Raw genomic sequence first — 21,855 nt, forward strand, 5'->3', positions numbered from 1 at the left:
CGGTGGCCTGACGCTCCCGGCGTCCGGCCCGGCGGGTCAGGCGTCCCGGTGCGCGTCGTCGTGCGCCGGGACGCCCTTCGGCTCGAGCGGGGCCCGCCACAGCGAGTACGTCGACGCCTGCGCGACCGGCCGCAGGATCAGCGAGTCGATGTTTACGTGGTGCGGTCGTGTGACGGCGAACGTCACGACGTCGGCGACGTCGTCGGCGGTCAGCGGGTCCTCGACGCCCGCGTACACCGCGTCGGCCCCCGTCTGATCGCCGTGGTAGCGGTTGAGGGAGAACTCGGGCGTGTGCACCAGCCCGGGCGCGATCTCGATGACGCGGATCGGCTCGCCGACGAGCTCGAGCCGCAACGTCCTGGCCACGCCGAGGAGCGCGTGCTTCGACGCGACGTACCCGGACCCGCCGACGTACGTGTCGTGGCCGGCGGTCGACGTCATGAGGACGATGTCGCCGCGGCGCGACGCGCGCAGCAGCGGGAGGAACGCCTTCGTCGCGCGGACCGTGCCGAGCACGTTCGTCTCGTACATGTCGCGCCACTCGTCGACCTTCGCCTCGTCGACGTGGTCGACGCCGAGCCCGAAGCCCGCGACGTTGAGCAGCGCGTGGACCGGGCCGCGGGCGGAGGCCTCGGCGACGAGGCGCGAGACGTCCTCGTCGGACGTCACGTCACCCACGACCGGGTGCGCTCCCGTGCGCTCCGCGACGTCCGCCAGGCGGTCCGCACGCCGCGCGAACGCGACGACGTCCCAGCCGCGCGCCCGCAGGTGGCGCACGCACGCCTCGCCGATGCCCGACGACGCGCCCGTCACCACGGCGCGCAGGGGTGAGGACGTGGAGGTGTCGGCAGGCAGGTCTTCGGGCTCGGTCACGACGGACACTCTGCCACGCGGCGGCGGGGTGGGCCGCCGCGTCCACCGGGCCGCGTCGCGGGTCGCCGCCGTCGTCGCCCACCCCCCTGCGGCCGGGCGCTGTGTAGGCTGGACGGTGGACCGCGGGCCGCTGATCTGGCCCGCCGGAGCGACCCCGTCCTGGGTCGCGGGTCCGCAGGACGCGAGATGGCGCGTCGAGCACCGTACCGAGCCCGCACCGGCGTCCCCGGGACCCGTCGTGCGGCTCCGACCCGCCTCGTCCCCGGAGATGCATCCGTGCCGTCACGCCCCACGTCGTCCGCCGTCCCTCGTCCCCGTCGTGCTCGCCGTGGCGCCGCCGCGACGTCCCTGGGCGCCGTCGGGCTCGCCGTCCTGCTCGCCGCGTGCTCGTCGGGGACCGCGGGCGGGGGCGACCCGACCGCGGACGGCGAGGCCGCGCCGTCGGGCACCACCGGCGACGGCACGACGGCGACGGAGTACCCGCTCACCGTCGACGACTGCGGGGTCGAGGTGACGTTCGACGCGGCGCCCGAGCGCGTGGTGACGATCAAGTCGAGCACCACGGAGATGCTCCTCGCCCTGGGGCTGGGCGACCGGATCGTCGCGTCGGCGTTCCTCGACGGGCCGGTCCCCGCCTCGCTCGCCGACGCCGCGGCGCAGGTGCCGGCCGTCGCCGAGCCCCTGTCCGACCAGGTGCCGGGTGCCGAGGCCGTCCTCGCCCTCGAGCCCGACCTCGTGTACGCGGGCTGGGAGTCGAACCTCACGGCGGACGGCGCGGGCGACCGCGGCACGCTCGCACAGCTCGGGGTCGCGACGTACGTCTCCCCCGCCGCGTGCAAGGCGCCGGCGTACATGCCGAACCCGCTGACGTTCGACGACGTGTTCGCCGAGATCACCGAGGTCGGCGAGATCTTCGACGCCCAGGACGCGGCGGCCGACCTCGTCGCCGAGCAGACCGCGACCCTCGACGGTGTCACGCCGGACGACCGCGGCCTGACGGCGCTCTGGTACTCGTCGGGCGACGACATCCCGTACGTCGGGGCCGGGATCGGCGCACCGCAGATGATCATGGACGCCGTCGGGCTGGAGAACGTCGCGGGCGGCGTCGAGGACACGTGGACCTCCTACGCGTGGGAGGAGGCCGTCGCCGCCGACCCCGACGTCCTCGTCCTCGTCGACGCCGCGTGGAACACCGCGGAGTCGAAGATCGAGCGCCTCGAGTCGAACGCCGCGACCGCCGAGATGAGCGCGGTCCGCGAGGGTCGCTACCTGACGATCCCCTTCCCGGCGACGGAGGCCGGCGTGCGCAACGTCGACGCCGTCGTGGACCTCGCCGCGCAGCTGGAGGCGCTCGACCTGTGACGACGCTGCGCACCCGGCCCGACGCCGCACCCGCGCCCCCGGCGCGCGGGCGCTCGTCCGCGCGTCGCGGCGCCGCGTGGTGGGTGCCCACGAGCGTCGCCGTCCTCGTCGTCACGGTGCTCGTCGCGGTGACGGTCGGGCCGGCCGACCTCGCGGTGGGCGAGGTCTGGCGGTCCGTCGCGTCCCACGTCGGTCTCGGCGGGATCCTCGGTCTCGAGCCGCTCGGCCCGCTGCAGGACGGCATGGTGTGGCAGCTGCGCCTGCCGCGGGTGCTCACCGCGGCGGCGGTCGGGGCGGGGCTCGCGGTGTGCGGGGTCGTCATGCAGTCGCTCACGCGCAACCCGCTCGCCGACCCGTACCTGCTCGGCCTCTCGTCCGGTGCGTCGCTCGGTGCCGTGCTCGTGCTCGTCGTCGGCTGGACTGTGCTGCTCCCCGTCGCGGCGTTCGGCGGTGCCGTCACGGCGCTCGTCGCGACGCTCGCGCTCGCGGGGGCCGTCGGCGCCCTGACGCCCAGCCGCACCGTCCTCGCGGGACTCGCCGTGAGCCAGCTCGCGGCCGCGGCGACGAGCTTCGTCATCTTCTGGTCGGCGACCGGCGACTCCTACCGCGAGATCCTGTCGTGGCTCATGGGCTCGGTCGCGGGCGCGACGTGGACGTCCGTGGCCGTCGCGGGCACCGCGACGCTCGTGCTCGGCACGCTCCTCGCGTCGACCGGGTCCGTGCTCGACGCGTTCACGTTCGGCGACACCGCGGCGTCCGCCCTCGGGGTGGACGTCCAGCGCGTGCGCTGGGTCCTGCTCGTCGGCGTCGCGCTGCTCACCGGGGCGCTCGTCTCGCAGTCGGGGTCGATCGGCTTCGTCGGCCTGATCCTGCCGCACGCCGTCCGCCTCCTCACCGGGGCCCGGCACCGGCTGCTCCTCCCGCTGTCCGCCCTGTTCGGCGCGTCGTTCCTCGTCTGGGCCGACACGCTCGCGCGCACGGTCTTCGCGCCGCGCGAGCTGCCCGTCGGCATCGTCACCGCCGCGATCGGCGCGCCCGTGTTCGCGCTGCTCCTGTGGCGCGGGAGGAGGACGGCATGACCGAGACCCGCACGACGACACCCGGCCCGCCGTCCACGGTCGCGAGCCCGGTGCCTGCACCGTCCGCGCCGAAGGCCCGCGACGTCGTCGGCGGGCGGGTCGACGGGGACGGCGCCGGCCTCGACGCGGCCCGGGTCTCGTGGTCCGTCGAGGGTCGACTGATCCTCGACGGCGTCGACGCCACGGCACCGCCTGGGGCCGTGAGCGGCCTGCTCGGTCCCAACGGCTCGGGCAAGTCGACGCTCCTGCGCGTGCTCGCGGGGGCCCAGCCACCGTCAGCCCCGTCCGTCCGGTCGGCCCCGGCCGCCACGCGGGCGCCTGCCCAGGTCCGGTTCGGCGGCGAGGACCTCCTGGGCCTCTCGCGGCGCCGTCGGGCACGGGTGCTCGCGCTCGTCGAGCAGGACGCGACCACCGACCTGCCGCTGACCGTGCTCGACGCGGTCCTCCTCGGCCGCATCCCGCACCGCTCGCTGCTCGCGGGCGACTCGGCGCGCGACCGCGAGGTCGCCCGTGCGGCGCTCGCGACGGTGAGCATGGAGGCGTTCGCGGATCGTGGGGTCGCGACGCTCTCCGGCGGCGAGCGCCAGCGCGTCCACATGGCCCGCGCGCTCGCCCAGGAGCCGGCGCTGATCCTGCTCGACGAGCCGACCAACCACCTCGACATCGCGGCCCAGCTCGACGCGATGCGCGTGCTGCGACGTCTCGCCGACGAGGGCGTGACCGTGCTCGCGGCGCTCCACGACCTCACCCTCGCGGCGCAGACGTGCGACCACGTGGTGCTGCTGTCCGCCGGTCGCGTGGTCGCCGCCGGGGGTGTCCACGACGTGCTCGTGCCCGACGTGCTGGAGCCGGTCTACGGCGTGCGGTGCGACGTGCTCGTGCACCCGCGCACCGGGCGGCCGGTCCTCACGTTCTCGCCGCGGGACTGACCGGTCAGAAGCCCCGCAGCTTCTCCGGCCGGACCCGGACCGTGACGGAGTAGTCGGCGTGGAAGGCGTCGGGCGTCGTGCCGAGGCCCTCGATGTCGGCGCCGTACTTCTCGTCGTACGCGGCGCGCTCGGCGGAGGTCAGGCCGCCGTCGTCGACCGTCGCGGTGCCCGTGAGCACGACGACGTCGCCGCCGGACCGGGTGCTGTTGAGGTGCACGGCGACGTGGGGGTTCGCGCGGACGTTGCGCAGCTTCGCCGTCCGCGGCTGGCTCTGCAGGACCACGTCGCCCTCGGCTCCCCACAGGAACCACACCGGGGTCGGCTGGGGCGTCCCGTGGGGGTCGACGGTCACGAGCCAGACCACGCGCTCGTCGGTCAGGCGCTCGGCCGCGCGCCGGCCCAGCGCGGTGCCCCGGTCGACCACGGCGCTCATGCCGCCCTCCCCCGCCGCGGCAGCTCGATCGCCGGGCAGCGGTCCATGACCATGTCGAGGCCCGCGTCCCGCACGCGCCGCGCGGCGGCCTCGTCGACGACGTCGAGCTGGAACCACACCGCCCTCGCGCCGATCGCGACGGCCTGGTCGGCGACGTCGCCCGCGAGCTCCGAGCGCACGAAGACGTCCACGACGTCCACGGGGAACGGGATGTCCGCGAGCGACGCGAACCCCTGCTCGCCGTGCACCGTCTCGGCCGACGGGTGGACCGGTACCACGCGCTTGCCCTCCCGCTGCAGCACGCGCGCGACGCCGTACGCCGCGCGGGCGGTGTTGTTCGACAGGCCCACGACGGCCCACGTCTCGGTCTCCTCGAGGACCCGGCGGATCGTGTCGTCGTCGGTCGGCAGGCTCGTCCCGTGCTCTGCGGTGGTCATGACGTGCACAACGGCGACACCGGCACCGGCATTCCGGGACCGCCAGGAACCCGGTCGAGGCCGCGTCAGACGAGGGCGACGGCCAGGAGCGCCGTCGCGAGCGCACCCGCGGCGGTGCGTGCGTGGTTCCACGCGAGCCAGCGCGGCACGAAGGTCGACCACTCGGCCGCCGGGTCGGTCGCGGCGTCGAGGCGGTCGTTGAGGGGGACGTTCCCGACGGCCGTGATCCCGAGGACGCCGACGAGCGCGACGACCGCGCCCGCGAGCGCCCACCCCGCACCGGCCTCGCCGCCCACGAGCCCGACGACGGCCGCGCCCGCCGGCAGCAGCACGGACGCGGCGAGCAGGAGCATGAGCGGCGGCCGCACGGCGGTCACGTTGATCGACCGCATCGCCGCGGCGCCCTCGCCGGGGTCGAGCCGCCGCAGCCCCGCCATGACGAACGCCGAGAACGCGTAGAGCACCCCGCCCGCGAGCCCCGTCGCGACCGCCGCCGCGATGACGAGGGCCTCGAACGCGCTCACCGCTCCCCCGCCGTGTCGCGCGTGCCGGCGGACCACGCCGCGGCCTCGCGCGCCGCGAACTCCCCGAAGTCCCGCGGCTCGCGGCCGAGCGCCCGCCGGACGCCGTCGGTCAGGTGGGCGCCACGCCCGTCGAGCACCTCGACGAACAGGTACCGCAGGAGGTCCACGACGTCGTCCGGCAGACCGGCCGCCGCGAGCCCGCCCGTGAACTCGTCCGTCGGGATCGGCACGAACGCCACGTCGCGCCCGCTCGCCGCGGCGATCTCGGCGACGGCGTCCGCGAACGTGAGCAGACGCGGCCCCGTGAGCTCGTAGACCTGGCCGGCGTGGCCGTCGTCGGTCACGGCGGCGACCGCGACGTCGGCGACGTCCTCGAGGTCGACGAACGGCTCGACGACGTCGTCCACCGGGAGCGCGAGGGTGCCCTCGAGCACGGGGTCGAGGAGGAAGCTCTCGCTGAAGTTCTGGTCGAAGAACGCGCACCGCACGACGACGCGGCCCGGGAAGACCTCCGCGACGGACGCCTCGGCGCGCTGCGCCTCGGTCTCGCCACGCCCGGAGAGCAGGACGAGCCGGCGCGCCCCCGCGGAGCGCGCCAGGGTGGCGAAGCGCGTGACCGTCTCCGGCGCGCCAGGGATCGCGAGGTCGGGGGCGTAAGCGACGTACACGGCGTCCACCCCGTCGAGGGCCGGCGACCAGGTGGTCTCGTCGTCCCACGCGAACCGGTCGGACCCGGTCCCGGTGCGCGAGCCGCGGCGGACCGGGACGCCGAGCGCGTCGAGACGGTCCGCGACGCGGCGACCCGACCTGCCGGTCGCCCCGAGGACGAGGACGGTCCCGTCGCGCGCGCCGGTGTCGAGCGCGGCGGTGGCCGAGGGAACGGCAGAGGCGGCGTCCGGGGGGACTGCGGAGCGATCGGCGGAAAGGAAGGACGGCGAGGTCATGAGGATCTCCTGGGGGGTGCGGAAGGGGGTGCTGCGTACCGAGCACCGCCAGTCAAGCGGCCCGTGGCGAGACGATCCATCGTCCAGACGCTCGCCGGCATACGAGATCGTCTCGACCTCCGCCTCGTGCTCGGCTAGCGTGGGTCCCATGGACGTGGTCGCCGGACTGCTCGACGGGCCTCGCGCACGGGGCGCCTTCCTCCTGCGGAGCCACCTCAGCGCGCCGTGGGGCCTGCGCATCGAGGACGAGGCGCCGCTGACGATCGTCCCGGTGCTGCGCGGCTCGGCGTGGGTCGGGCCGGGCGAGGGCTCGTCGCGACCGGTGCGCGAGGCGGATCCCGGCGTGCACGTCGAGGAGGGCGACGTCGTGCTCTTCCGCGGCCCCGACCACTACGTCGTGGCCGACTCCCCGACGACCGCGCCCCAGGTCGTCATCGGCCCGACCGAGGAGTGCCGCGCGGTCGACGGCGGCCCCTCCCCCATGACCGTGCTCGGCGTGCGCTCGTGGGGCAACGACCCCGACGGCGAGACCGTCATCATCACCGGCACCTATCCGCTCGACGGCGAGGTCGGCCGCCGGGTCCTGCGGGTGCTGCCGCAGCGGGTCGTGCTGCGCCGGGGTGAGGTCGACGCGACCCTCGTCGAGCTGCTCGCGCGCGAGGTCGTGCAGGACCTGCCCGGGCAGGAGGCCGTGCTCGACCGGCTGCTCGACCTGCTGCTCATCTCGTGCCTGCGGACGTGGCTCTCCGGGCCCGACGCCCCCGGCTGGTACCGCGCGGACGCCGACCCCGTCGTCGGCAGCGCGCTGCGCCTCGTCCACCACGACCCGGCGCGGCCGTGGACCGTCGAGTCGCTCGCGCGCGAGGTCGGGCTCTCGCGCGCCGCGTTCTCGCGGCGGTTCACCGAGCTCGTCGGGGAGCCGCCCATGGCCTACCTCACGGGATGGCGGCTCGACCTCGCCGCGGACCTCCTGCTCGCGGACGACGCGACCGTCGCGTCGGTCGCGCGCGCCGTCGGGTACGGCACGCCCTTCGCTCTCAGCGCCGCGTTCAAGCGCGTGCGGGGCGTGAGCCCGGCCGCCCACCGCGCACGCGCCGGAGCCGCCTGACGGGTCGGTCAGCGCTCGACCGGCACGAGCGCGACGTCGCGCAGCACGCCGCCGTCGACGACCGCGGTGAGGTAGGTGCCGACCGGCTGCCGACGGCGGTCCGTCGGCGACCCGGGGTTGAGCAGGCGCATGCCGGCCGGCGAGACCGTGTCCCACGGGATGTGGCTGTGCCCGAAGACGAGGAGGTCGGCGTCCGGGTACGCGGCGTCCGCGCGGCGCTCGCGCCCGTCCTTGCCCCCGGTCTCGTGCACGACGGCGACGCGCAGACCGTCGACCGTCGTCCGTGCCACCTCCGGGAGCCGCGCGTGCAGCTCCGGACCGTCGTTGTTCCCCGCCACGCCGACGAGCCGCGCCGCACGCTCCTCGAGCGCGTCGAGGAGGTCCACGGTCACCCAGTCGCCCGCGTGCACGACGACGTCCGCGGCGTCGACGGCGCGCCACACCTGGTCGGGGAGCACCCGGGCGCGTGCGGGCACGTGCGTGTCGCTGAGGAGCAGCAGTCGGGTCGGCACCTCGTCACGATAGGTCGCGCGACCTCGCCCCGCCGCGGGACCATGGGACATGCCGATGCCGCACTGGGTCACCCGGACGAACAAGCACGTGCTCAACCCCGTGATGCTGCGGGTCGCGACGGGGATCGGGCCGATGGCGGTGGTCCGCCACGTCGGACGGCGCAGCGGGCGCGAGTACCGGACGCCCGTGTTCGCGTTCGCCTACCGCGAGGGCGAGCACGTGCGCGTGGTCCTCGCCCTCACGTACGGCCCGGACGTCGACTGGGTGCGCAACGTCGACGCCGCCGGGTCGTTCGTGCTCGAGCGCCGCGGTGTCGACTACGCGGTCGACGACGTCCGCCGCCTCACCGGGGAGAGCGGCCTCGCGCTCCTGCCGGGCTGGACGAGCGCCGTCCTGCGCCGCACCGGCGTCGACGAGTTCCGCACCGGTCGGCTCCGTACGCTGCCCTGACACCGGAGCCGGGCCCCGCCCGTCCCGGGTCTCCGGCACGTCTCGGCAGGTCGGCAGGTCTCCGGCAGGTCTCGGCGTGTCTGCCCGGACCTCAGCAGTCCCGGTGGCCCGTCGCGCACCACTCGTGCCCGACGTCGACGACGAGACGGGACCCGGCCCCCGGGCCGGCAAGGACGAACGCGCGGAAGGGCAGCCGCGCCCGCACGCCGAGCCCGATCGTCGTCACGCCCTCGAAGCTGCCGGCCCACGCGACGTGACGGAAGGTGCGGTAGCCCGACGTGTCGACGAGCGTGCCTCCCGCGCCGACGAAGAACGCGTCGGTCGGGACGACGCCGACCCGTGCCACGACCTCCAGCCGCGCTCCGCCCCGGACCGGCACGACGGCTCCCGAGCCGTCCATGACGACCTGGTTGACGTAGCGCACCGACCACCCGGTGATCCGGGCGTCGACGTCGAGGACGAGCCGGTCGTAGCAGCCGTGGCGACCGGCCCGGACGTCGGTCAGCCGACCGGCGGACATGCCCGGCGCGCTCTTCGCGAGCGAGCCCCAGACCTGCCCGCAGTACGGATGGGCCGACGCCGCGGGGGCCGTGGCGACGGTCCCCGTCAGCAACGCTCCCGTGAGCAGCAGCGACAGGACGGACATCCAGACGAGCACTCGACGACGCATGGCGCACCCCTTAGTACCCATCTCACGGTCCTCCGGCTGGCGCGGCCTGTCAATGCCCTCAGGGAGGGGCTGCCATGATGGTTCGCATGGCACGCGACCTGTGGCTCACCGGCGACCCGGAGGCCGACCAGCTCCTGTCCACCGACCCGTTCGCGCTGCTGGTGGGCATGCTGCTCGACCAGCAGGTGCAGATGGAGATCGCGTTCGGCGGCCCGGCCAAGATCGCCGACCGCATGGGGCGCTGGGACGTCCGCGCGATCGCCGACGCCGACCCCGACGAGTTCACCGCGATGGCGTCGACGCCGCCGTCGATCCACCGCTATCCCGGCTCCATGGCGGGCCGCGTGCAGGCGGTGGCGCGCGCCGTCGTCGACGACTACGACGGCGACGTCACGCGGATCTGGACCGACCCCGGCCCGGGCGGTGACGCGCCCGACGGCGCGCTCGTCCTCAAGCGGCTCAAGGCGCTGCCCGGGTTCGGCGACCAGAAGGCCCGCATCTTCGTCGCGCTGCTCGGCAAGCAGTACGGCGTGCAGCCGGCGGGCTGGCGCGAGGCGGCCGGCGCCTACGGCGAGGACGGGTCGCGACGCTCGATCGCGGACGTGACCGACCAGACGTCCCTCGACGAGGTGCGCGCCACCAAGAAGGCGGCGAAGGCCGCGGCGCGCGCGGCGAAGGGCTGAGCGTCCCGCCGGACCACGGCGGACCGCGCGCCGGTGACCGCGACCGCTCGTAGTCTCGGGCCATGGCGACGAGCGAGACCCGGCACGACGAGCACGCGCGCGGCGGGACGTACTCCGTCCCCGGCAAGGAGTACACGCGCGACACCCGGTACATCCCCACGCGGATCACGGCGGACGGCGGCGACGGCTTTCCCGTCGAGCCCGGGCGGTACCGCCTCGTCGCGGCCCGCGCGTGCCCCTGGGCGAACCGCGCGATCATCGTGCGCCGGCTCCTCGGCCTGGAGGACGCGCTCTCGATGGGACTCGCCGGCCCCACGCACGACGAGCGGTCGTGGACGTTCGACCTCGACCCGGGCGGGAAGGACCCCGTGCTCGGCGTCGAACGGCTGCAGGAGGCCTACCTCCGGCGCGACCCGGGGTACGACCGCGGCATCACGGTCCCGGCGGTCGTCGACACGACGACGGGCGCCGTGGTCACCAACGACTTCGCGCAGATCACGCTCGACCTGTCGACCGAGTGGCGGGCGTACCACCGCGACGGGGCCCCGGACCTCCTCCCGGCCGCGCACCGCGAGGAGCTGGACGCGGTGATGCACCACGTCTACACGGAGGTCAACAACGGGGTGTACCGGTGCGGCTTCGCCGGCTCCCAGGCCGCGTACGACGCCGCGTACGCCCGGCTGTGGGCCGCGCTCGACGGTCTCGAGGAGCGCCTGGCCGACCGTCGCTACCTCGTGGGCGACACGATCACCGAGGCCGACGTACGCCTGTTCACCACGCTCGTGCGCTTCGACGCCGTCTACCACGGGCACTTCGCGTGCAACCGGCAGAAGCTCGCCGAGATGCCGGTCCTGTGGGCGTACGCGCGCGACCTGTTCCAGACACCGGGTTTCGGCGACACCGTCGACTTCGTGCAGATCAAGCAGCACTACTACGTGGTGCACCGGGACCTCAACCCGTCCGGGATCGTGCCGGCGGGCCCGGACCTCACGGGCTGGCTCACGCCGCACGGGCGCGAGGCGCTGGGCGGTCGCCCGTTCGGCGACGGCACGCCGCCTGGTCCGGTCCGGGAGGACGAGCGGGTCCCGGCCGGGCACTCACCGCTCGCTCGCTCCGCGCCCTGACCGCGGCCGCTCGACGACGTCCGTCGCGCGGCGCCGCCTGCCCGGAGCCCCGGACGGCTAGGGTCGGCGCGTGACCTCGGACCCGGGCGCGACGACGCCGAGCCTGCCACCGCAGCCCACGACCCTCGTCCCGGCGACGCGGACCCTGCTGACGCTCGCCGCGGGGATCGTGGTGCTCGCCGGGCTGCACGCGGCGAACGAGGTCGTCGCGCCGATCCTGCTCGCCGCGGTGATCGTCATCATCTGCCACCCCGTGCGGTTCCCGCTGGAGGCCCGCGGCTGGCCGCGCTGGGCCGCGACGACCGCGGTCGTGGTGGTGGCCTACCTCATCCTCGCGGCGCTCCTCGCGATGCTCGTGTTCGCGGGGTTCCAGTTCGCCGGGCTCGTGCGCGACTACCTCCCGCAGCTGCAGTCGTCGGTGGTCGACGCCGTCGACGCGCTCGACGGCCTCGGCATCGACACCGACCTCGCCGCGACGCTGACGTCGTGGCTCGAGCCGTCCCGCGTGCTCTCGCTCGCCGGCGACATCAGCGGCACGGTCCTCGGGATCGTCACCGCCCTGTTCTTCGTCCTCGCGTACGCGATCTTCATGGCCGCCGACGCCGCGCGGTACTCCACCGCGTCCCGCGTCTTCGGCGACTCGCGCGCGGACGAGATCGGCCGGGCCACGCGCTTCAGCGGCGGCGTGCGGCGCTACTTCGTCGTCAACGCCTCGTTCGGCGCGGTCGTCGCGGTCGTCGACGGGATCGCGCTGGCGATGCTCGGCGTCCCCGCGCCGGTCGTGTGGGCGATCCTCGCGTTCGTCACCAACTTCGTCCCGAACATCGGCTTCGTGCTCGGTCTGGTCCCGCCGGCCGTCATGGCGTTCGTCGTCGGCGGGTGGCCGCTCGCGCTCGCCGTCGTGACGGTCTACTGCGTCGTCAACGTGGTGCTGCAGGTGCTCGTGCAGCCCAAGTTCGTCGCCGACGCCGTGAACCTCAGCCTGACCCTGAGCTTCGTGTCCGTGGTGTTCTGGACGTTCGTCATCGGCCCGCTGGGCGCGATCCTCGCGATCCCGCTCACGCTCCTCGTCCGCGCGGTGCTCGTCGAGGGCGACCCGCGCGCGACGTGGCTGCGCTGGCTCTCCGGGGACGCGGTCCGCTCGGAGGCAGGGCTCGCCGCGCTGCCGGACGGCCCACCCACGGCGGCGACCGTCACCGAGCCGGCCCCCGAGCCCGACGACGCCGGCCAGGACCTCGGCGAGTCCGATGTCGCCGTCGACAGCCCGGAGCGCGTCGACCCCTGACCCTGGTGCGACGACCGGTCCGGTCCTAGCCTGACGAGAGCGGGCGGTCCCGCTCGCGCTGGCACCGGCCTTGGAGGCATCGTGGCGCACGGCGACATCACGCACATCGACATCCCGGTCACCGACATGGGACGGGCGACGTCGTTCTACAGCGGCCTGTTCGGCTGGCAGATCGCCGAGGTCCCCGGGTTCGAGGGCTACCCGATGTGGCAGGCCCCGAACCGGATCAGCGGCGGAGGTCTCGCCCCGCGCTCCGACGGCTTCACGCAGCCGCGCAGCTACGTCGAGGTGGACTCGATCGACGAGACGCTCGCCAAGGTGCGCGAGAGCGGCGGGACCGTCGTCATGGAGCGCTCGGAGATCAGCCCGACGTCGTGGTGGGCGATCTTCACCGACCCCGACGGCAACCACGTCGGGCTCTACGAGGGGACCACGGACGCCGGCTGACGAGGGCTCGGCGCGGGACGAGCGCCCCCCTCGGGCCTCAGCCGGCGGCCTGCGCCCAGCCGTCGGGGTCCCCCGCACGCCGTGGCCGCAGCGCGTCGGGGGCCGGCCACGGCAGCTCGTGCCGGACGACGGGGACGTCGATCGCGCCGAAGTCGTCGGTCTGGACCACGACCCGGTCCGGCGTGACCTCGACGAGACGCACCCGGAGCGGCTCGCCGCCCTCCTGCTCGAGCGTCCAGACGTCGGCGAGCCAGGACAGCCCGGTGGCCTCGAGCGCCTCCTCCGCGGCGAGCCAGTCGACGGGACCCGTGAGGTCTCGCCCCAGCAGGGAGACGGCCACCCAGTCGTCCCCCTCGGGGCGGATCCAGCCCACGGGCTCGCGGTCGTCCGGTCGGCGGTGCTCGATCCACGTGGAGGGCAGCATCCCGGCAGGCTAGGCACCCGTCGACGTCAGGGCCAGCTCTTTCGCCCGTCGTCTCCCGGAGGTCCCCCCTCCGGTCCGGGCGAGCCCTCCCGGAACGCCTCGGCGAACCCGTCGCGGTAGCCCACCGCGTACCCGTCGTCCCGTCCCCGCGCGTGCGCCTCGGCGCTGCCCTCGCGGAACAGGTCGTCCGCGGACGGCCGCACGAGCGCCCGGGCGCCGGGACCGTCGTCGGCGGTCACGTGAGCACCGAGCCCGCGCACGACCGCGACCGGCCGGCCGTCGGCCTTGCCGCGCACGAGCTCGCTCGCCGACGCGATCTCGTCGGCGACGGCCGTGACCGTCACGGAGAGCGGGCGGCCGTGCGCGTCGACGCCGCCGCGCAGGTCGTCGACGACGGTGACCCCCGCCGCACCGATCGCGACGTCGACGAGACCGTCGCGCCAGGCGCGACCCATCGTGTCGGTCACGACCACGCCCAGGCGCTCGATCCCGAACCGCACGCGCAGGGCGGCACGCAACGAGCGGGCCGAGGCGTCCGGGTCGCGCGGCAGGAGCAGCACCGTGCCCTCCGGCGTGTTCGACGCGTCCACGCCGGCGGCGGCCATGACGAGCCCGAGCCGGTTCTCGACGATCCGCAGCGGCGGCAGACCCGGCCGGGCGCGCGTCGCGACGACCCGTACGGTCTCGTCGGTGATGGCCTGCTCGCGGTCGTCGGCGGCCACCACGCGGCCCTCCGCCTTGGACACGACCTTGCTCGTCACGACGACGACGTCGCCCTCGGCGAGCGGCTCACCGGCCGCGAGCAGGTCGCCGACCAGCACCGCGAGGTCGTCGCCGGGGCGCACCTCGCCCAGGCCCGACGGCGCCCACGCCGCCAGGCGCGCGGCGTCGTCCCCTCCGCCCGCGGACGCCGTCACCGGGAGAGCTTCGGCAGGACGTCGCGCCCGAAGGTCTCGATCCACTCGCGCTGGTTGCGCCCCACGTTGTGCAGGTAGATGCGGTCGAACCCGAGGTCGACGAACTTCTGGATGTACGCGCGGTGCTCGTCCGGGTCCGCCGAGATGACCATGCGGCCCTCGAAGTCCTCGGGGCGCACGAGCTTGGCCATCTGCTCGAAGTCGTGCGGCGACCGGATGTCGGCCTTCGGGAACTTCATGCCGCCGTTGGGCCACTCGTGCATCGCGTTGGCGAGCGCCTCCTCGTCCGTCCGCGCCCACGAGAGGTGGAGCTGGAGCACCTTGGGCATGGACTGCGGGTCGCGCCCGGACTCGCGCACGCCGTCGTCGAACTTGCCGAAGAGCATCGAGATCTTCTCGAGCGGCGCACCGACCGTGATGAGCCCGTCGGCGTGCCGGCCCGCGCGCTTCGCCGTCACCGGTCCGGCGGTGGCGACGAGGATCTCCGGCGGCACCTCGGGCATCGTCCACAGCCGCGTGGACTCCATCTTGTAGAACTGCCCGGCGTGCTTGACGTCCTTGCCCGCGAGCGAGGCCGTGAACAGCTTCTTGATGACGTCGATCGCCTCGAACATGCGGTTGATGCGCTCGGGCGCCTCGGGCCAGTAGCCCGCGACGACGTGCTCGTTGAGCGCCTCGCCCGAGCCGAGCCCGAGCCAGTGCCGACCGGGGTACATCGCCGCGAGCGTCGCGGAGGCCTGCGCGACCATCGCGGGGTGCCAGCGGAACGTCGGGGCGGTGACGCCCGGTCCGAGGTCGCCGGACGTGCGCTCGCCGAGCGCCGTGAGCACGTTCCACACGAACGACGACTGCCCCTGCGCGGGGACCCAGGGCTGGAAGTGGTCGGCGGCCATCGTGCCGGAGAAGCCGTGCTCCTCGGCGTACGCCGAGAGCTCGACGGCCTCGGTCGGGTGGAACTGCTCGAGCATGGCTGCGTAGCCGACGGTGAGGTCAGAGGACATGTCGCCGAGCCTATGCCCGGCGCTAGTGGACCACGAGACGGTCACGAGACGTCGTCGGCGCGCATGCCGGGATCTGGGAGAATGTCGAACCATGAGCGACTTCCCGACGAACGCGCCCGCAGGCGCGGCAGACCCCGCCGCAGCAACGACCCCCACCGCCGGCCAGGCAGCCGGCGACGTCGTCCGCGCGGTGGTCGCGGGAGTACCCGACCGGGTGAGCCTCGACGGCCTCGAGGCGACCTACGACGCGCGCTGGACGGAGCAGGGCACGTACGCGTTCGACCGCACGAGGACCCGCGACCAGGTCTTCTCGATCGACACGCCCCCGCCGACGGTGTCCGGGTCGCTGCACGTGGGGCACGTGTTCTCGTACACGCACACCGACGTCGTCGCGCGGTTCCAGCGCATGCGAGGGCTCGAGGTCTTCTACCCGATGGGCTGGGACGACAACGGCCTGCCCACCGAGCGCCGCGTGCAGAACTACTACGGCGTGCGCTGCGACCCGACGCTGCCCTACGTGGAGGGCTTCGAGCCCCCGCACGAGGGGGGCGAGGGGAAGTCGGTCAAGGCTGCGGACCAGGTGCCCGTGAGCCGTCGCAACTTCATCGAGCTCTGCGAGCGCCTGACGTCCGAGGACGAGAAGCAGTTCGAGGAGCTGTGGCGCCGCCTGGGGCTGTCCGTCGACTGGGGGCAGCACTACCAGACCATCGACGCGCGCTCCCGGACGGCCGCGCAGCGCGCGTTCCTGCGCAACCTCGCACGCGGCGAGGCGTACCAGGCCGAGGCCCCCGGCCTCTGGGACGTGACGTTCCAGACGGCCGTGGCCCAGGCCGAGCTCGAGGCCCGCGACTACCCCGGTCACTTCCACAAGGTCGCGTTCCACCGCGTCGACGCCGAGGCGGGCGACGACGCCGCGGACGGCGAGAAGGTCTTCATCGAGACCACGCGACCGGAGCTGCTCGCCGCGTGCGTCGCCCTCGTGGCCCACCCCGACGATGAGCGCTACCAGCACCTGTTCGGCACGACCGTGCGCTCGCCGCTCTTCGACGTCGAGCTCCCCGTCCTCGCGCACCCCGCCGCCGAGCGCGACAAGGGCGCGGGCATCGCGATGTGCTGCACGTTCGGCGACCTCACCGACGTGCAGTGGTGGCGCGAGCTGCAGCTGCCGACGCGCTCGATCATCCAGCGCGACGGCCGCATCGTCCGCGAGGTCCCGGAGTGGATCGTGTCCGCGCACGGCCGCGCGGCGTTCGAGGACCTCGCCGGCAAGACGACGTTCTCGGCCCGCCAGGTCGTGGTGGACGCCCTGCGCGCCTCCGGCGACCTCGACGGCGAGCCGGTCGCGACGCAGCGCAAGGCCAACTTCTTCGAGAAGGGCGACAAGCCGCTCGAGATCGTCACGTCGCGCCAGTGGTACATCCGCAACGGCGGCCGGGACTGGACCCTCGGGGACGGCTCGCGCCGCGACCTGCGAGCCGAGCTGCTCCAGCGCGGCAAGGAGCTCGACTTCCACCCCGACTTCATGCGCGTGCGCTACGACAACTGGGTCGGGGGGCTCAACGGCGACTGGCTCATCTCGCGCCAGCGCTTCTTCGGCGTCGCGATCCCGCTCTGGTACCCCGTGGACGAGGCGGGCGAGGTCGTCCACGACCGACCGATCGTCCCGTCCGAGGACGACCTCCCTGTCGACCCGTCGTCCGACGTGCCCGCCGGGTACACCGAGGACCAGCGCGGGGAGCCGGGCGGCTTCGTCGGCGAGAACGACATCATGGACACGTGGGCGACGTCCTCGCTGACACCGCAGATCGCGGGCGGCTGGGAGGTCGACCCCGACCTGTTCGAGCGCGTGTTCCCCATGGACCTGCGCCCCCAGGGCCAGGACATCATCCGCACGTGGCTGTTCTCGACCGTCGTGCGGTCGCACCTCGAGCACGGCTCGCTGCCGTGGCGGAACGCCGCGATCTCGGGCTGGATCCTCGACCCCGACCGCAAGAAGATGTCGAAGTCCAAGGGCAACGTCGTCACGCCGATGGGGCTGCTCGAGGAGCACGGCTCGGACGCGGTGCGCTACTGGGCCGCCTCGGCGCGCCTCGGCACGGACGCCGCGTTCGAGGTCGGCCAGATGAAGATCGGGCGCCGCCTCGCCATCAAGATCCTCAACGCGTCGAAGTTCGCGCTCTCGTTCGGCGTCGACGCCGAGACGGGCACCGGGGAGATCGTCCTGGACCCCGCAGCCGTCACCGAGACGCTCGACCGCGCCATGCTCGCGGGGCTCGCGTCGGTCGTCGAGCGCGCCACCGAGGCGTTCGAGGCGTACGACCACACGCGCGCCCTCGAGACCACCGAGACGTTCTTCTGGACGTTCTGCGACGACTACCTCGAGCTCGTCAAGGACCGCGCCTACGGGGCCGGTGCCGCGGCGTCGGAGGTGTCGCCCGAGACGCGGTCCGCCCGCGTCGCGCTCGCGATCGCCCTCGACACGCTGCTGCGCCTTTTCGCGCCGTTCGTGCCGTTCGCGACCGAGGAGGTCTGGTCGTGGTGGCGTGCGTCCGAGGGGTCGATCCACCGCGCCCCGTGGCCCACGCCCGACGTCGCGCGGGAAGCCTCCCGCGGTCCCGGCGCCGACGCGGCCGACCCCGCCGTGCTCGCCGCCGCGGGCCACGCGCTCGCCGCGCTGCGCAAGGTCAAGTCCGAGGCCAAGGTGTCGATGCGCACGCCGATCCTCGCCGCGACCGTCGCCGTCCCCGCGGCGTCGCTCTCCGGGGTGGAGGCCGCCGTCGTCGACGTCCGCAACGGCGGTCGCGTGACGGGCTCGCTCGACCTCGTCCCGGCAGGCGAGGGCCAGGGCGACCCCGCCGTCCAGGGCGGGATCGTCGTCGTCTCCTCGGAGCTCGGCGAGCCGGAGGCCCGCAAGAAGGCCTGAGCCGGCCGCCTCGGCCACGCAGCGCGACGCCCTCCTCGCTCTCGGCGAGGAGGGCGTCGCGCGTCGGTCAGATGATCTCGCCGCGCAGCCGCGAGTCGTCCCCGGACATCGTCGCCGCGACCTCGCGCGGCGTCCCCTCGTCCGTCCACCGCAGGGTCGCGCCGACGCCCTCGATGAGCTCCACGCTGCCCTCCGGGGCGAACGTCAGGCCGGCGTCCTGCCCGACGGCGGCACGCAGGAGGGCGACGGTCGCCGGCAGCTCCTCGATCCCCTCGGTCACGCCCAGGGCCTCGATGTCGGAGCGGCTGCCCGCGATGTGCATCGGGCTCGGGCCGATCCAGAGCGTGCGACCGTCCGGGCCGGCGTCCTGCCCGTTCGCGTCGGCGAGGACGAGCTCCGCGACCTGGCCGCGGGAGAGCACCGCGACGACGTCGTCGACGGACGTCACCGCCCCGGACTCGCGTCCCTGCTCCTGGCGGTACGCGGCGAGCACCTTCTCGCGTCGACGCTCGCGAAAGCTGTCGAGCGCGTCCTCGACGTGCGCCTCGAAGGCGCCCTCGTGGATGCCTGCGGCGCGCCCTCCGCCGGCGACCTCGACCGTGATCTCCTCGACGCTGTGGGGCAGCGCGCGACGTACCAGCGGGACCGCTCGCACGTCCCCCGTGAGGAGGACGAGCTCGGGCCTGTGCTCGGCGACCTGGCGCTCGAGCTCGGCGGCGACCGTCTCGGCGTTGCGCTCCCAGGAGTCCTCGGCCCGGGTCTCGACGCGGCGCTGGCCCCATCCCCCGGAACTCACCTTGTTGATGACGTCGTGGTCGCCCTCCACGGTCTCCGGCTTGCCGCCGCCCACGTGCCCGGCGTCGTCGGACCAGAAGAGGTCGGCGCCCGTCCGGTCGACCGCCACGCGCACGTGGCGCACCGCCTGGTCGGCCGCCCGAGCGACCTGGGTGAGCGCCGGCACGCGGTTCCACGTGCCGGACGTGAGCGGCGGCGGCGCGTCGAGCACACGGTCGACGAGCACGCCCGTCTCGTCGGCGATCAGCACCCGCCCGTGCGGGCCCGCGACCCTCGTCGGCCGCAGGACCACCTCCTCGAGGTCGTCGAGCACCCCGTCGGGTGCTCCCTCCTGGTGGAGCTCCCTGCGCACGCCCTTCCACCGGTTCTCGACCTCGCGGTACCCGGCCTCGTTGGCCCGCGTCGCGTCGAGGTAGACGGTGGCGAAGGGGCCGGGGTGGCCGAGCAGGGGCTTGAGCCAATCGATCTTCATGCGAACACCTCATGACGTCCGTCGGCTGGACGGGCGGACCGCGTCACGGACCGTGGCGGCCCACCCTCGGTCCCACCCAGGGTCCGTCAGATCCCCAGGCCCCGCCACCGCGCACCCGGCCCGGCGCTGGTCAGGAGTACGTGTCGAGGACGGGGACCGAACCGCCCGTCGCCGCGTGCTCCGCGGCGATGTGCTCGTGGTGACGGATGACCTCGTGCACGATGAACTCGCGGAACGCCTCGGCGAAGTCCGGGTCGAGGCCGGCCGCCGACGCGATGCCGGTGAGCCGGTCGATCTGCTGCCGGTCCCGGGTGGGGTCCGCGGGCGGGAGACCGCCCGCCGCCTTGAGCTCGCCCACCCGCCGGGTGAACTTGAACCGCTCGGCGAGGAGGTGCATGAGGGCGGCGTCGATGTTGTCGATGCTGGCGCGCAGCGTGAGGATCTCGGGAGGCAGGTCCTGCGCGCCCGACGGCGCCGGCTGCTCGGGGTTCGTCGTCACGCCCCGATCCTAGGTCCGGCGCGCACCGTCGTCGGCGTCGGACCGCGGGAGCGCCACCGGGACGATGGAACGCAGTACCGCGAGTACGGAGTAAAGTGGCACGCCGTCCCACCCTGACCGTCCCACTCAGCGGAGAGTCCTCATGACGGAACACGTGTCGCCGAGCCTCGTCGAGGTCTCCCCCCGCGCGACGATCAGCACGCTCCTGCTCGACCGCGTCGCGCGGGCGGCGTCGGCCCCGATGATCGAGCGACGGGACGCACCGGGCGCCGCATGGACCACGATGACGGTCCAGGAGTTCGCCGACGACGTCCTGGCGGTGGCGCGCGGGCTCGTCGCGCGCGGTGTCGCGCCCGGTGACCACGTCGCGATCATGTCGCACACGCGGTACGAGTGGACCCTCCTCGACTTCGCCGCGTGGGCCGTCGGCGCCGTCCCCGTCCCCGTCTACGAGACGTCGTCCCCGGAGCAGGTGCACTGGATCTGCTCCGACGCCGACGTGCGCCTCGCGATCGTGGAGACCGCCGAGCACGCCACGGCCGTCGCGTCCGTCCGCGCCGACCTGCCCGGTCTCGGGGACGTCCTCGTCATCGACGACGGCGCGGTCGACGCGCTGCGGACCGCCGGCCGGGACGTCGCCGCCGAGGAGATCGACCGTCGTCGCTCCGCGCAGTCCGCCGACGACCTCGCGACGATCATCTACACGTCGGGGTCGACCGGACGCCCCAAGGGCGTCGAGCTCACGCACCGCAGCTTCGTCCACCTCGCGACGAACGGCCGTGCCGGTCTCGCCGAGATCCTCGACTCCCCCGGCGCGCGCACGCTGCTGTTCCTGCCGCTCGCGCACGTGTTCGCGCGCTTCATCCAGGTCGTCGTCGTCGCGGCGGACGCGGTGCTCGCGCACAGCTCCGACACCAAGAACCTCGTCGCGGACCTCGGGACGTTCCGGCCCACGTTCCTGCTCGCCGTGCCGCGCGTCTTCGAGAAGGTCTACAACTCGGCCGAGCACAAGGCCCGCGCCGGCGGGAGGGCCAAGCCGTTCCACTGGGCGGCGAGGGTGGCGATCTCCTACTCCCGCGCGCTCGACACGGCACGCGGCCCGTCGCTGTCCCTCCGGGTGCAGCACGCCGTCGCGGACCGCCTCGTCTACCGCACGCTGCGCGGCGCGATGGGCGGGCAGCTCACGCACTCGATCTCCGGGGGCGCCCCGCTCGGCGAGCGGCTCGGGCACTTCTTCCGGGGTGTCGGGCTGCGGATCCTCGAGGGCTACGGCCTCACCGAGACCACCGCTCCCACGGCCGTGAACCTGCCCGGGCTGACGAAGATCGGCACGGTGGGGCCGGCCTTCCCCGGCACGTCCCTGCGCATCGACGCCGACGGCGAGCTGCTGGTCAAGGGCGACCACGTGTTCCGGGGCTACCGCAACCGGCCGGACCTCACCGCGGAGGCCCTCCAGGACGGGTGGTTCCGCACGGGCGACCTCGGCTCGTTCGACGCCGACGGCTACCTGCGCATCACCGGGCGCAAGAAGGAGATCATCGTGACCGCCGGTGGCAAGAACGTCGCCCCGGCGGTCCTCGAGGACCGCCTGCGCGCCCACCCGATCGTCAGCCAGGTCGTCGTGGTGGGCGACCAGCGACCCTTCATCGGTGCGCTCGTGACGCTCGACCACGAGATGCTGCCCGGCTGGCTCTCGACGCACGGGCTGCCGGAGATGGACGTCGCCACGGCCGCGAAGGACCCGCGGGTGCTCGTGGCCCTGGACCGCGCCGTCGAGCGCGCGAACGACGCCGTCTCGCGCGCGGAGTCGATCCGCAAGATCACGGTCCTCGACACGGACTTCACGGAGGAGAACGGCTACCTCACGCCGTCGCTCAAGGTGAAGCGCGCCCGCGTCATCGACGACTTCGCCGCCACGATCGACGACCTGTACGGCGCGAGGGTCGGCTCCGACGCCTGACCT

The 21,855-nt window shown here is 74.2% G+C and carries 23 protein-coding genes; 11 read left to right on the plus strand and 12 right to left on the minus strand.

Annotation, left to right across the window (positions count from 1 at the left end; all coding sequences use genetic code 11):
- Positions 1-36: 36 nt before the first annotated feature.
- Positions 37-873, minus strand: coding sequence for an SDR family oxidoreductase (locus ACWPWV_RS18030; protein WP_454044270.1), 837 nt, complete (start codon positions 871-873; stop codon positions 37-39).
- A 276-nt stretch (positions 874-1,149) separates the two neighbouring features.
- On the opposite strand from ACWPWV_RS18030, the gene ACWPWV_RS18035 reads away from it, so the two are divergent.
- The 3 genes from ACWPWV_RS18035 to ACWPWV_RS18045 are packed head-to-tail and all read left to right on the plus strand — an operon-like array spanning position 1,150 to position 4,243.
- Complete coding sequence (locus tag ACWPWV_RS18035) at positions 1,150-2,235, plus strand: putative F420-0 ABC transporter substrate-binding protein (protein WP_454044271.1); 1,086 nt, start codon at positions 1,150-1,152, stop codon at positions 2,233-2,235.
- 5 nt (positions 2,236-2,240) lie between these two features.
- Positions 2,241-3,314, plus strand: a complete 1,074-nt coding sequence (locus ACWPWV_RS18040) for a putative F420-0 ABC transporter permease subunit (protein WP_454044595.1) — start codon at positions 2,241-2,243, stop codon at positions 3,312-3,314.
- A complete protein-coding gene (locus ACWPWV_RS18045; protein WP_454044272.1) occupies positions 3,311-4,243 on the plus strand; it encodes an ATP-binding cassette domain-containing protein in 933 nt (310 codons plus the stop codon). Before ACWPWV_RS18040 ends, ACWPWV_RS18045 begins: the two co-directional genes overlap by 4 nt.
- 4 nt (positions 4,244-4,247) lie before the next feature.
- On the opposite strand, the gene ACWPWV_RS18050 is transcribed toward ACWPWV_RS18045, so the two are convergent.
- From ACWPWV_RS18050 to ACWPWV_RS18065, 4 genes are all read right to left on the minus strand, one after another.
- The gene (locus tag ACWPWV_RS18050) at positions 4,248-4,676 is read right to left on the minus strand and encodes a TIGR03667 family PPOX class F420-dependent oxidoreductase (protein WP_454044273.1); all 429 of its coding nucleotides are present in this window, start codon (positions 4,674-4,676) and stop codon (positions 4,248-4,250) included.
- On the minus strand, positions 4,673-5,113 hold the full coding sequence (locus ACWPWV_RS18055; RefSeq protein ID WP_454044274.1) for a CoA-binding protein: 441 nt from the start codon (positions 5,111-5,113) through the stop codon (positions 4,673-4,675). Before ACWPWV_RS18055 ends, ACWPWV_RS18050 begins: the two co-directional genes overlap by 4 nt.
- Positions 5,114-5,178: 65 nt before the next feature.
- A complete protein-coding gene (locus tag ACWPWV_RS18060; RefSeq protein WP_454044275.1) occupies positions 5,179-5,637 on the minus strand; it encodes an anthrone oxygenase family protein in 459 nt (152 codons plus the stop codon).
- Positions 5,634-6,581: an NmrA family transcriptional regulator gene (locus tag ACWPWV_RS18065; protein WP_454044276.1), complete on the minus strand. Its 948-nt coding sequence runs from the start codon at positions 6,579-6,581 to the stop codon at positions 5,634-5,636. Before ACWPWV_RS18065 ends, ACWPWV_RS18060 begins: the two co-directional genes overlap by 4 nt.
- Before the next feature lie 148 nt (positions 6,582-6,729).
- Here ACWPWV_RS18065 and ACWPWV_RS18070 point away from each other — a divergent pair, with 148 nt between their 5' ends.
- The gene (locus ACWPWV_RS18070) at positions 6,730-7,689 is read left to right on the plus strand and encodes an AraC family transcriptional regulator (protein ID WP_454044277.1); all 960 of its coding nucleotides are present in this window, start codon (positions 6,730-6,732) and stop codon (positions 7,687-7,689) included.
- An 8-nt stretch (positions 7,690-7,697) separates the two neighbouring features.
- On the opposite strand, the gene ACWPWV_RS18075 is transcribed toward ACWPWV_RS18070, so the two are convergent.
- Positions 7,698-8,201 (minus strand): metallophosphoesterase family protein, encoded by a 504-nt coding sequence (locus ACWPWV_RS18075; RefSeq protein WP_454044278.1) that lies wholly within the window; start codon positions 8,199-8,201, stop codon positions 7,698-7,700.
- A 49-nt stretch (positions 8,202-8,250) separates the two neighbouring features.
- Here ACWPWV_RS18075 and ACWPWV_RS18080 point away from each other — a divergent pair, with 49 nt between their 5' ends.
- A complete protein-coding gene (locus ACWPWV_RS18080) occupies positions 8,251-8,652 on the plus strand; it encodes a nitroreductase family deazaflavin-dependent oxidoreductase (protein WP_454044279.1) in 402 nt (133 codons plus the stop codon).
- A gap of 91 nt (positions 8,653-8,743) precedes the next feature.
- Here the strand turns inward: ACWPWV_RS18080 and ACWPWV_RS18085 are convergent, their stop codons facing one another.
- A complete protein-coding gene (locus tag ACWPWV_RS18085; protein WP_454044280.1) occupies positions 8,744-9,322 on the minus strand; it encodes an AMIN-like domain-containing (lipo)protein in 579 nt (192 codons plus the stop codon).
- Between the two features lie 86 nt (positions 9,323-9,408).
- Between ACWPWV_RS18085 and ACWPWV_RS18090 the strand changes: the two genes are divergently transcribed.
- The 4 genes from ACWPWV_RS18090 to ACWPWV_RS18105 all read left to right on the plus strand — a co-directional run bounded on the left by ACWPWV_RS18090 (position 9,409) and on the right by ACWPWV_RS18105 (position 12,861).
- Complete coding sequence (locus ACWPWV_RS18090) at positions 9,409-10,005, plus strand: HhH-GPD-type base excision DNA repair protein (protein WP_454044281.1); 597 nt, start codon at positions 9,409-9,411, stop codon at positions 10,003-10,005.
- 62 nt (positions 10,006-10,067) lie between these two features.
- On the plus strand, positions 10,068-11,129 hold the full coding sequence (locus ACWPWV_RS18095) for a glutathione S-transferase family protein (RefSeq protein ID WP_454044282.1): 1,062 nt from the start codon (positions 10,068-10,070) through the stop codon (positions 11,127-11,129).
- A gap of 70 nt (positions 11,130-11,199) precedes the next feature.
- Entirely contained in the window at positions 11,200-12,414 is a 1,215-nt protein-coding gene (locus tag ACWPWV_RS18100) for an AI-2E family transporter (RefSeq protein WP_454044283.1), read from the plus strand.
- A gap of 81 nt (positions 12,415-12,495) precedes the next feature.
- Positions 12,496-12,861, plus strand: coding sequence for a VOC family protein (locus tag ACWPWV_RS18105; protein ID WP_454044284.1), 366 nt, complete (start codon positions 12,496-12,498; stop codon positions 12,859-12,861).
- Positions 12,862-12,898: 37 nt separating this feature from the next.
- Here ACWPWV_RS18105 and ACWPWV_RS18110 read toward each other — a convergent pair whose 3' ends face one another.
- From ACWPWV_RS18110 to ACWPWV_RS18120, 3 genes are read right to left on the minus strand one after another with little or no spacing between them, the layout of a single operon-like run.
- Positions 12,899-13,285: a hypothetical protein gene (locus ACWPWV_RS18110; protein ID WP_454044285.1), complete on the minus strand. Its 387-nt coding sequence runs from the start codon at positions 13,283-13,285 to the stop codon at positions 12,899-12,901.
- Positions 13,286-13,311: 26 nt separating this feature from the next.
- Positions 13,312-14,202 (minus strand): coenzyme F420-0:L-glutamate ligase, encoded by an 891-nt coding sequence (gene cofE / locus ACWPWV_RS18115; RefSeq protein ID WP_454044286.1) that lies wholly within the window; start codon positions 14,200-14,202, stop codon positions 13,312-13,314.
- Positions 14,199-15,203 (minus strand): TIGR03557 family F420-dependent LLM class oxidoreductase, encoded by a 1,005-nt coding sequence (locus tag ACWPWV_RS18120; protein WP_454044287.1) that lies wholly within the window; start codon positions 15,201-15,203, stop codon positions 14,199-14,201. The genes cofE and ACWPWV_RS18120 overlap by 4 nt, the downstream gene beginning before the upstream one ends.
- A 91-nt stretch (positions 15,204-15,294) precedes the next feature.
- On the opposite strand from ACWPWV_RS18120, the gene valS reads away from it, so the two are divergent.
- On the plus strand, positions 15,295-18,126 hold the full coding sequence (gene valS / locus ACWPWV_RS18125) for a valine--tRNA ligase (protein ID WP_454044288.1): 2,832 nt from the start codon (positions 15,295-15,297) through the stop codon (positions 18,124-18,126).
- Positions 18,127-18,193: 67 nt separating this feature from the next.
- Here valS and ACWPWV_RS18130 read toward each other — a convergent pair whose 3' ends face one another.
- Together ACWPWV_RS18130 and ACWPWV_RS18135 are read right to left on the minus strand one after the other, a co-directional pair.
- Positions 18,194-19,393, minus strand: coding sequence for a baeRF2 domain-containing protein (locus ACWPWV_RS18130; protein ID WP_454044289.1), 1,200 nt, complete (start codon positions 19,391-19,393; stop codon positions 18,194-18,196).
- 130 nt (positions 19,394-19,523) lie between these two features.
- Positions 19,524-19,892, minus strand: a complete 369-nt coding sequence (locus ACWPWV_RS18135; protein ID WP_454044290.1) for a chorismate mutase — start codon at positions 19,890-19,892, stop codon at positions 19,524-19,526.
- A 142-nt stretch (positions 19,893-20,034) separates the two neighbouring features.
- On the opposite strand from ACWPWV_RS18135, the gene ACWPWV_RS18140 reads away from it, so the two are divergent.
- Positions 20,035-21,852, plus strand: coding sequence for an AMP-dependent synthetase/ligase (locus ACWPWV_RS18140; protein WP_454044291.1), 1,818 nt, complete (start codon positions 20,035-20,037; stop codon positions 21,850-21,852).
- The last annotated feature ends 3 nt before the right edge of the window (positions 21,853-21,855 follow it).

It is taken from the genome of Cellulosimicrobium sp. Marseille-Q8652 (assembly GCF_965112045.1).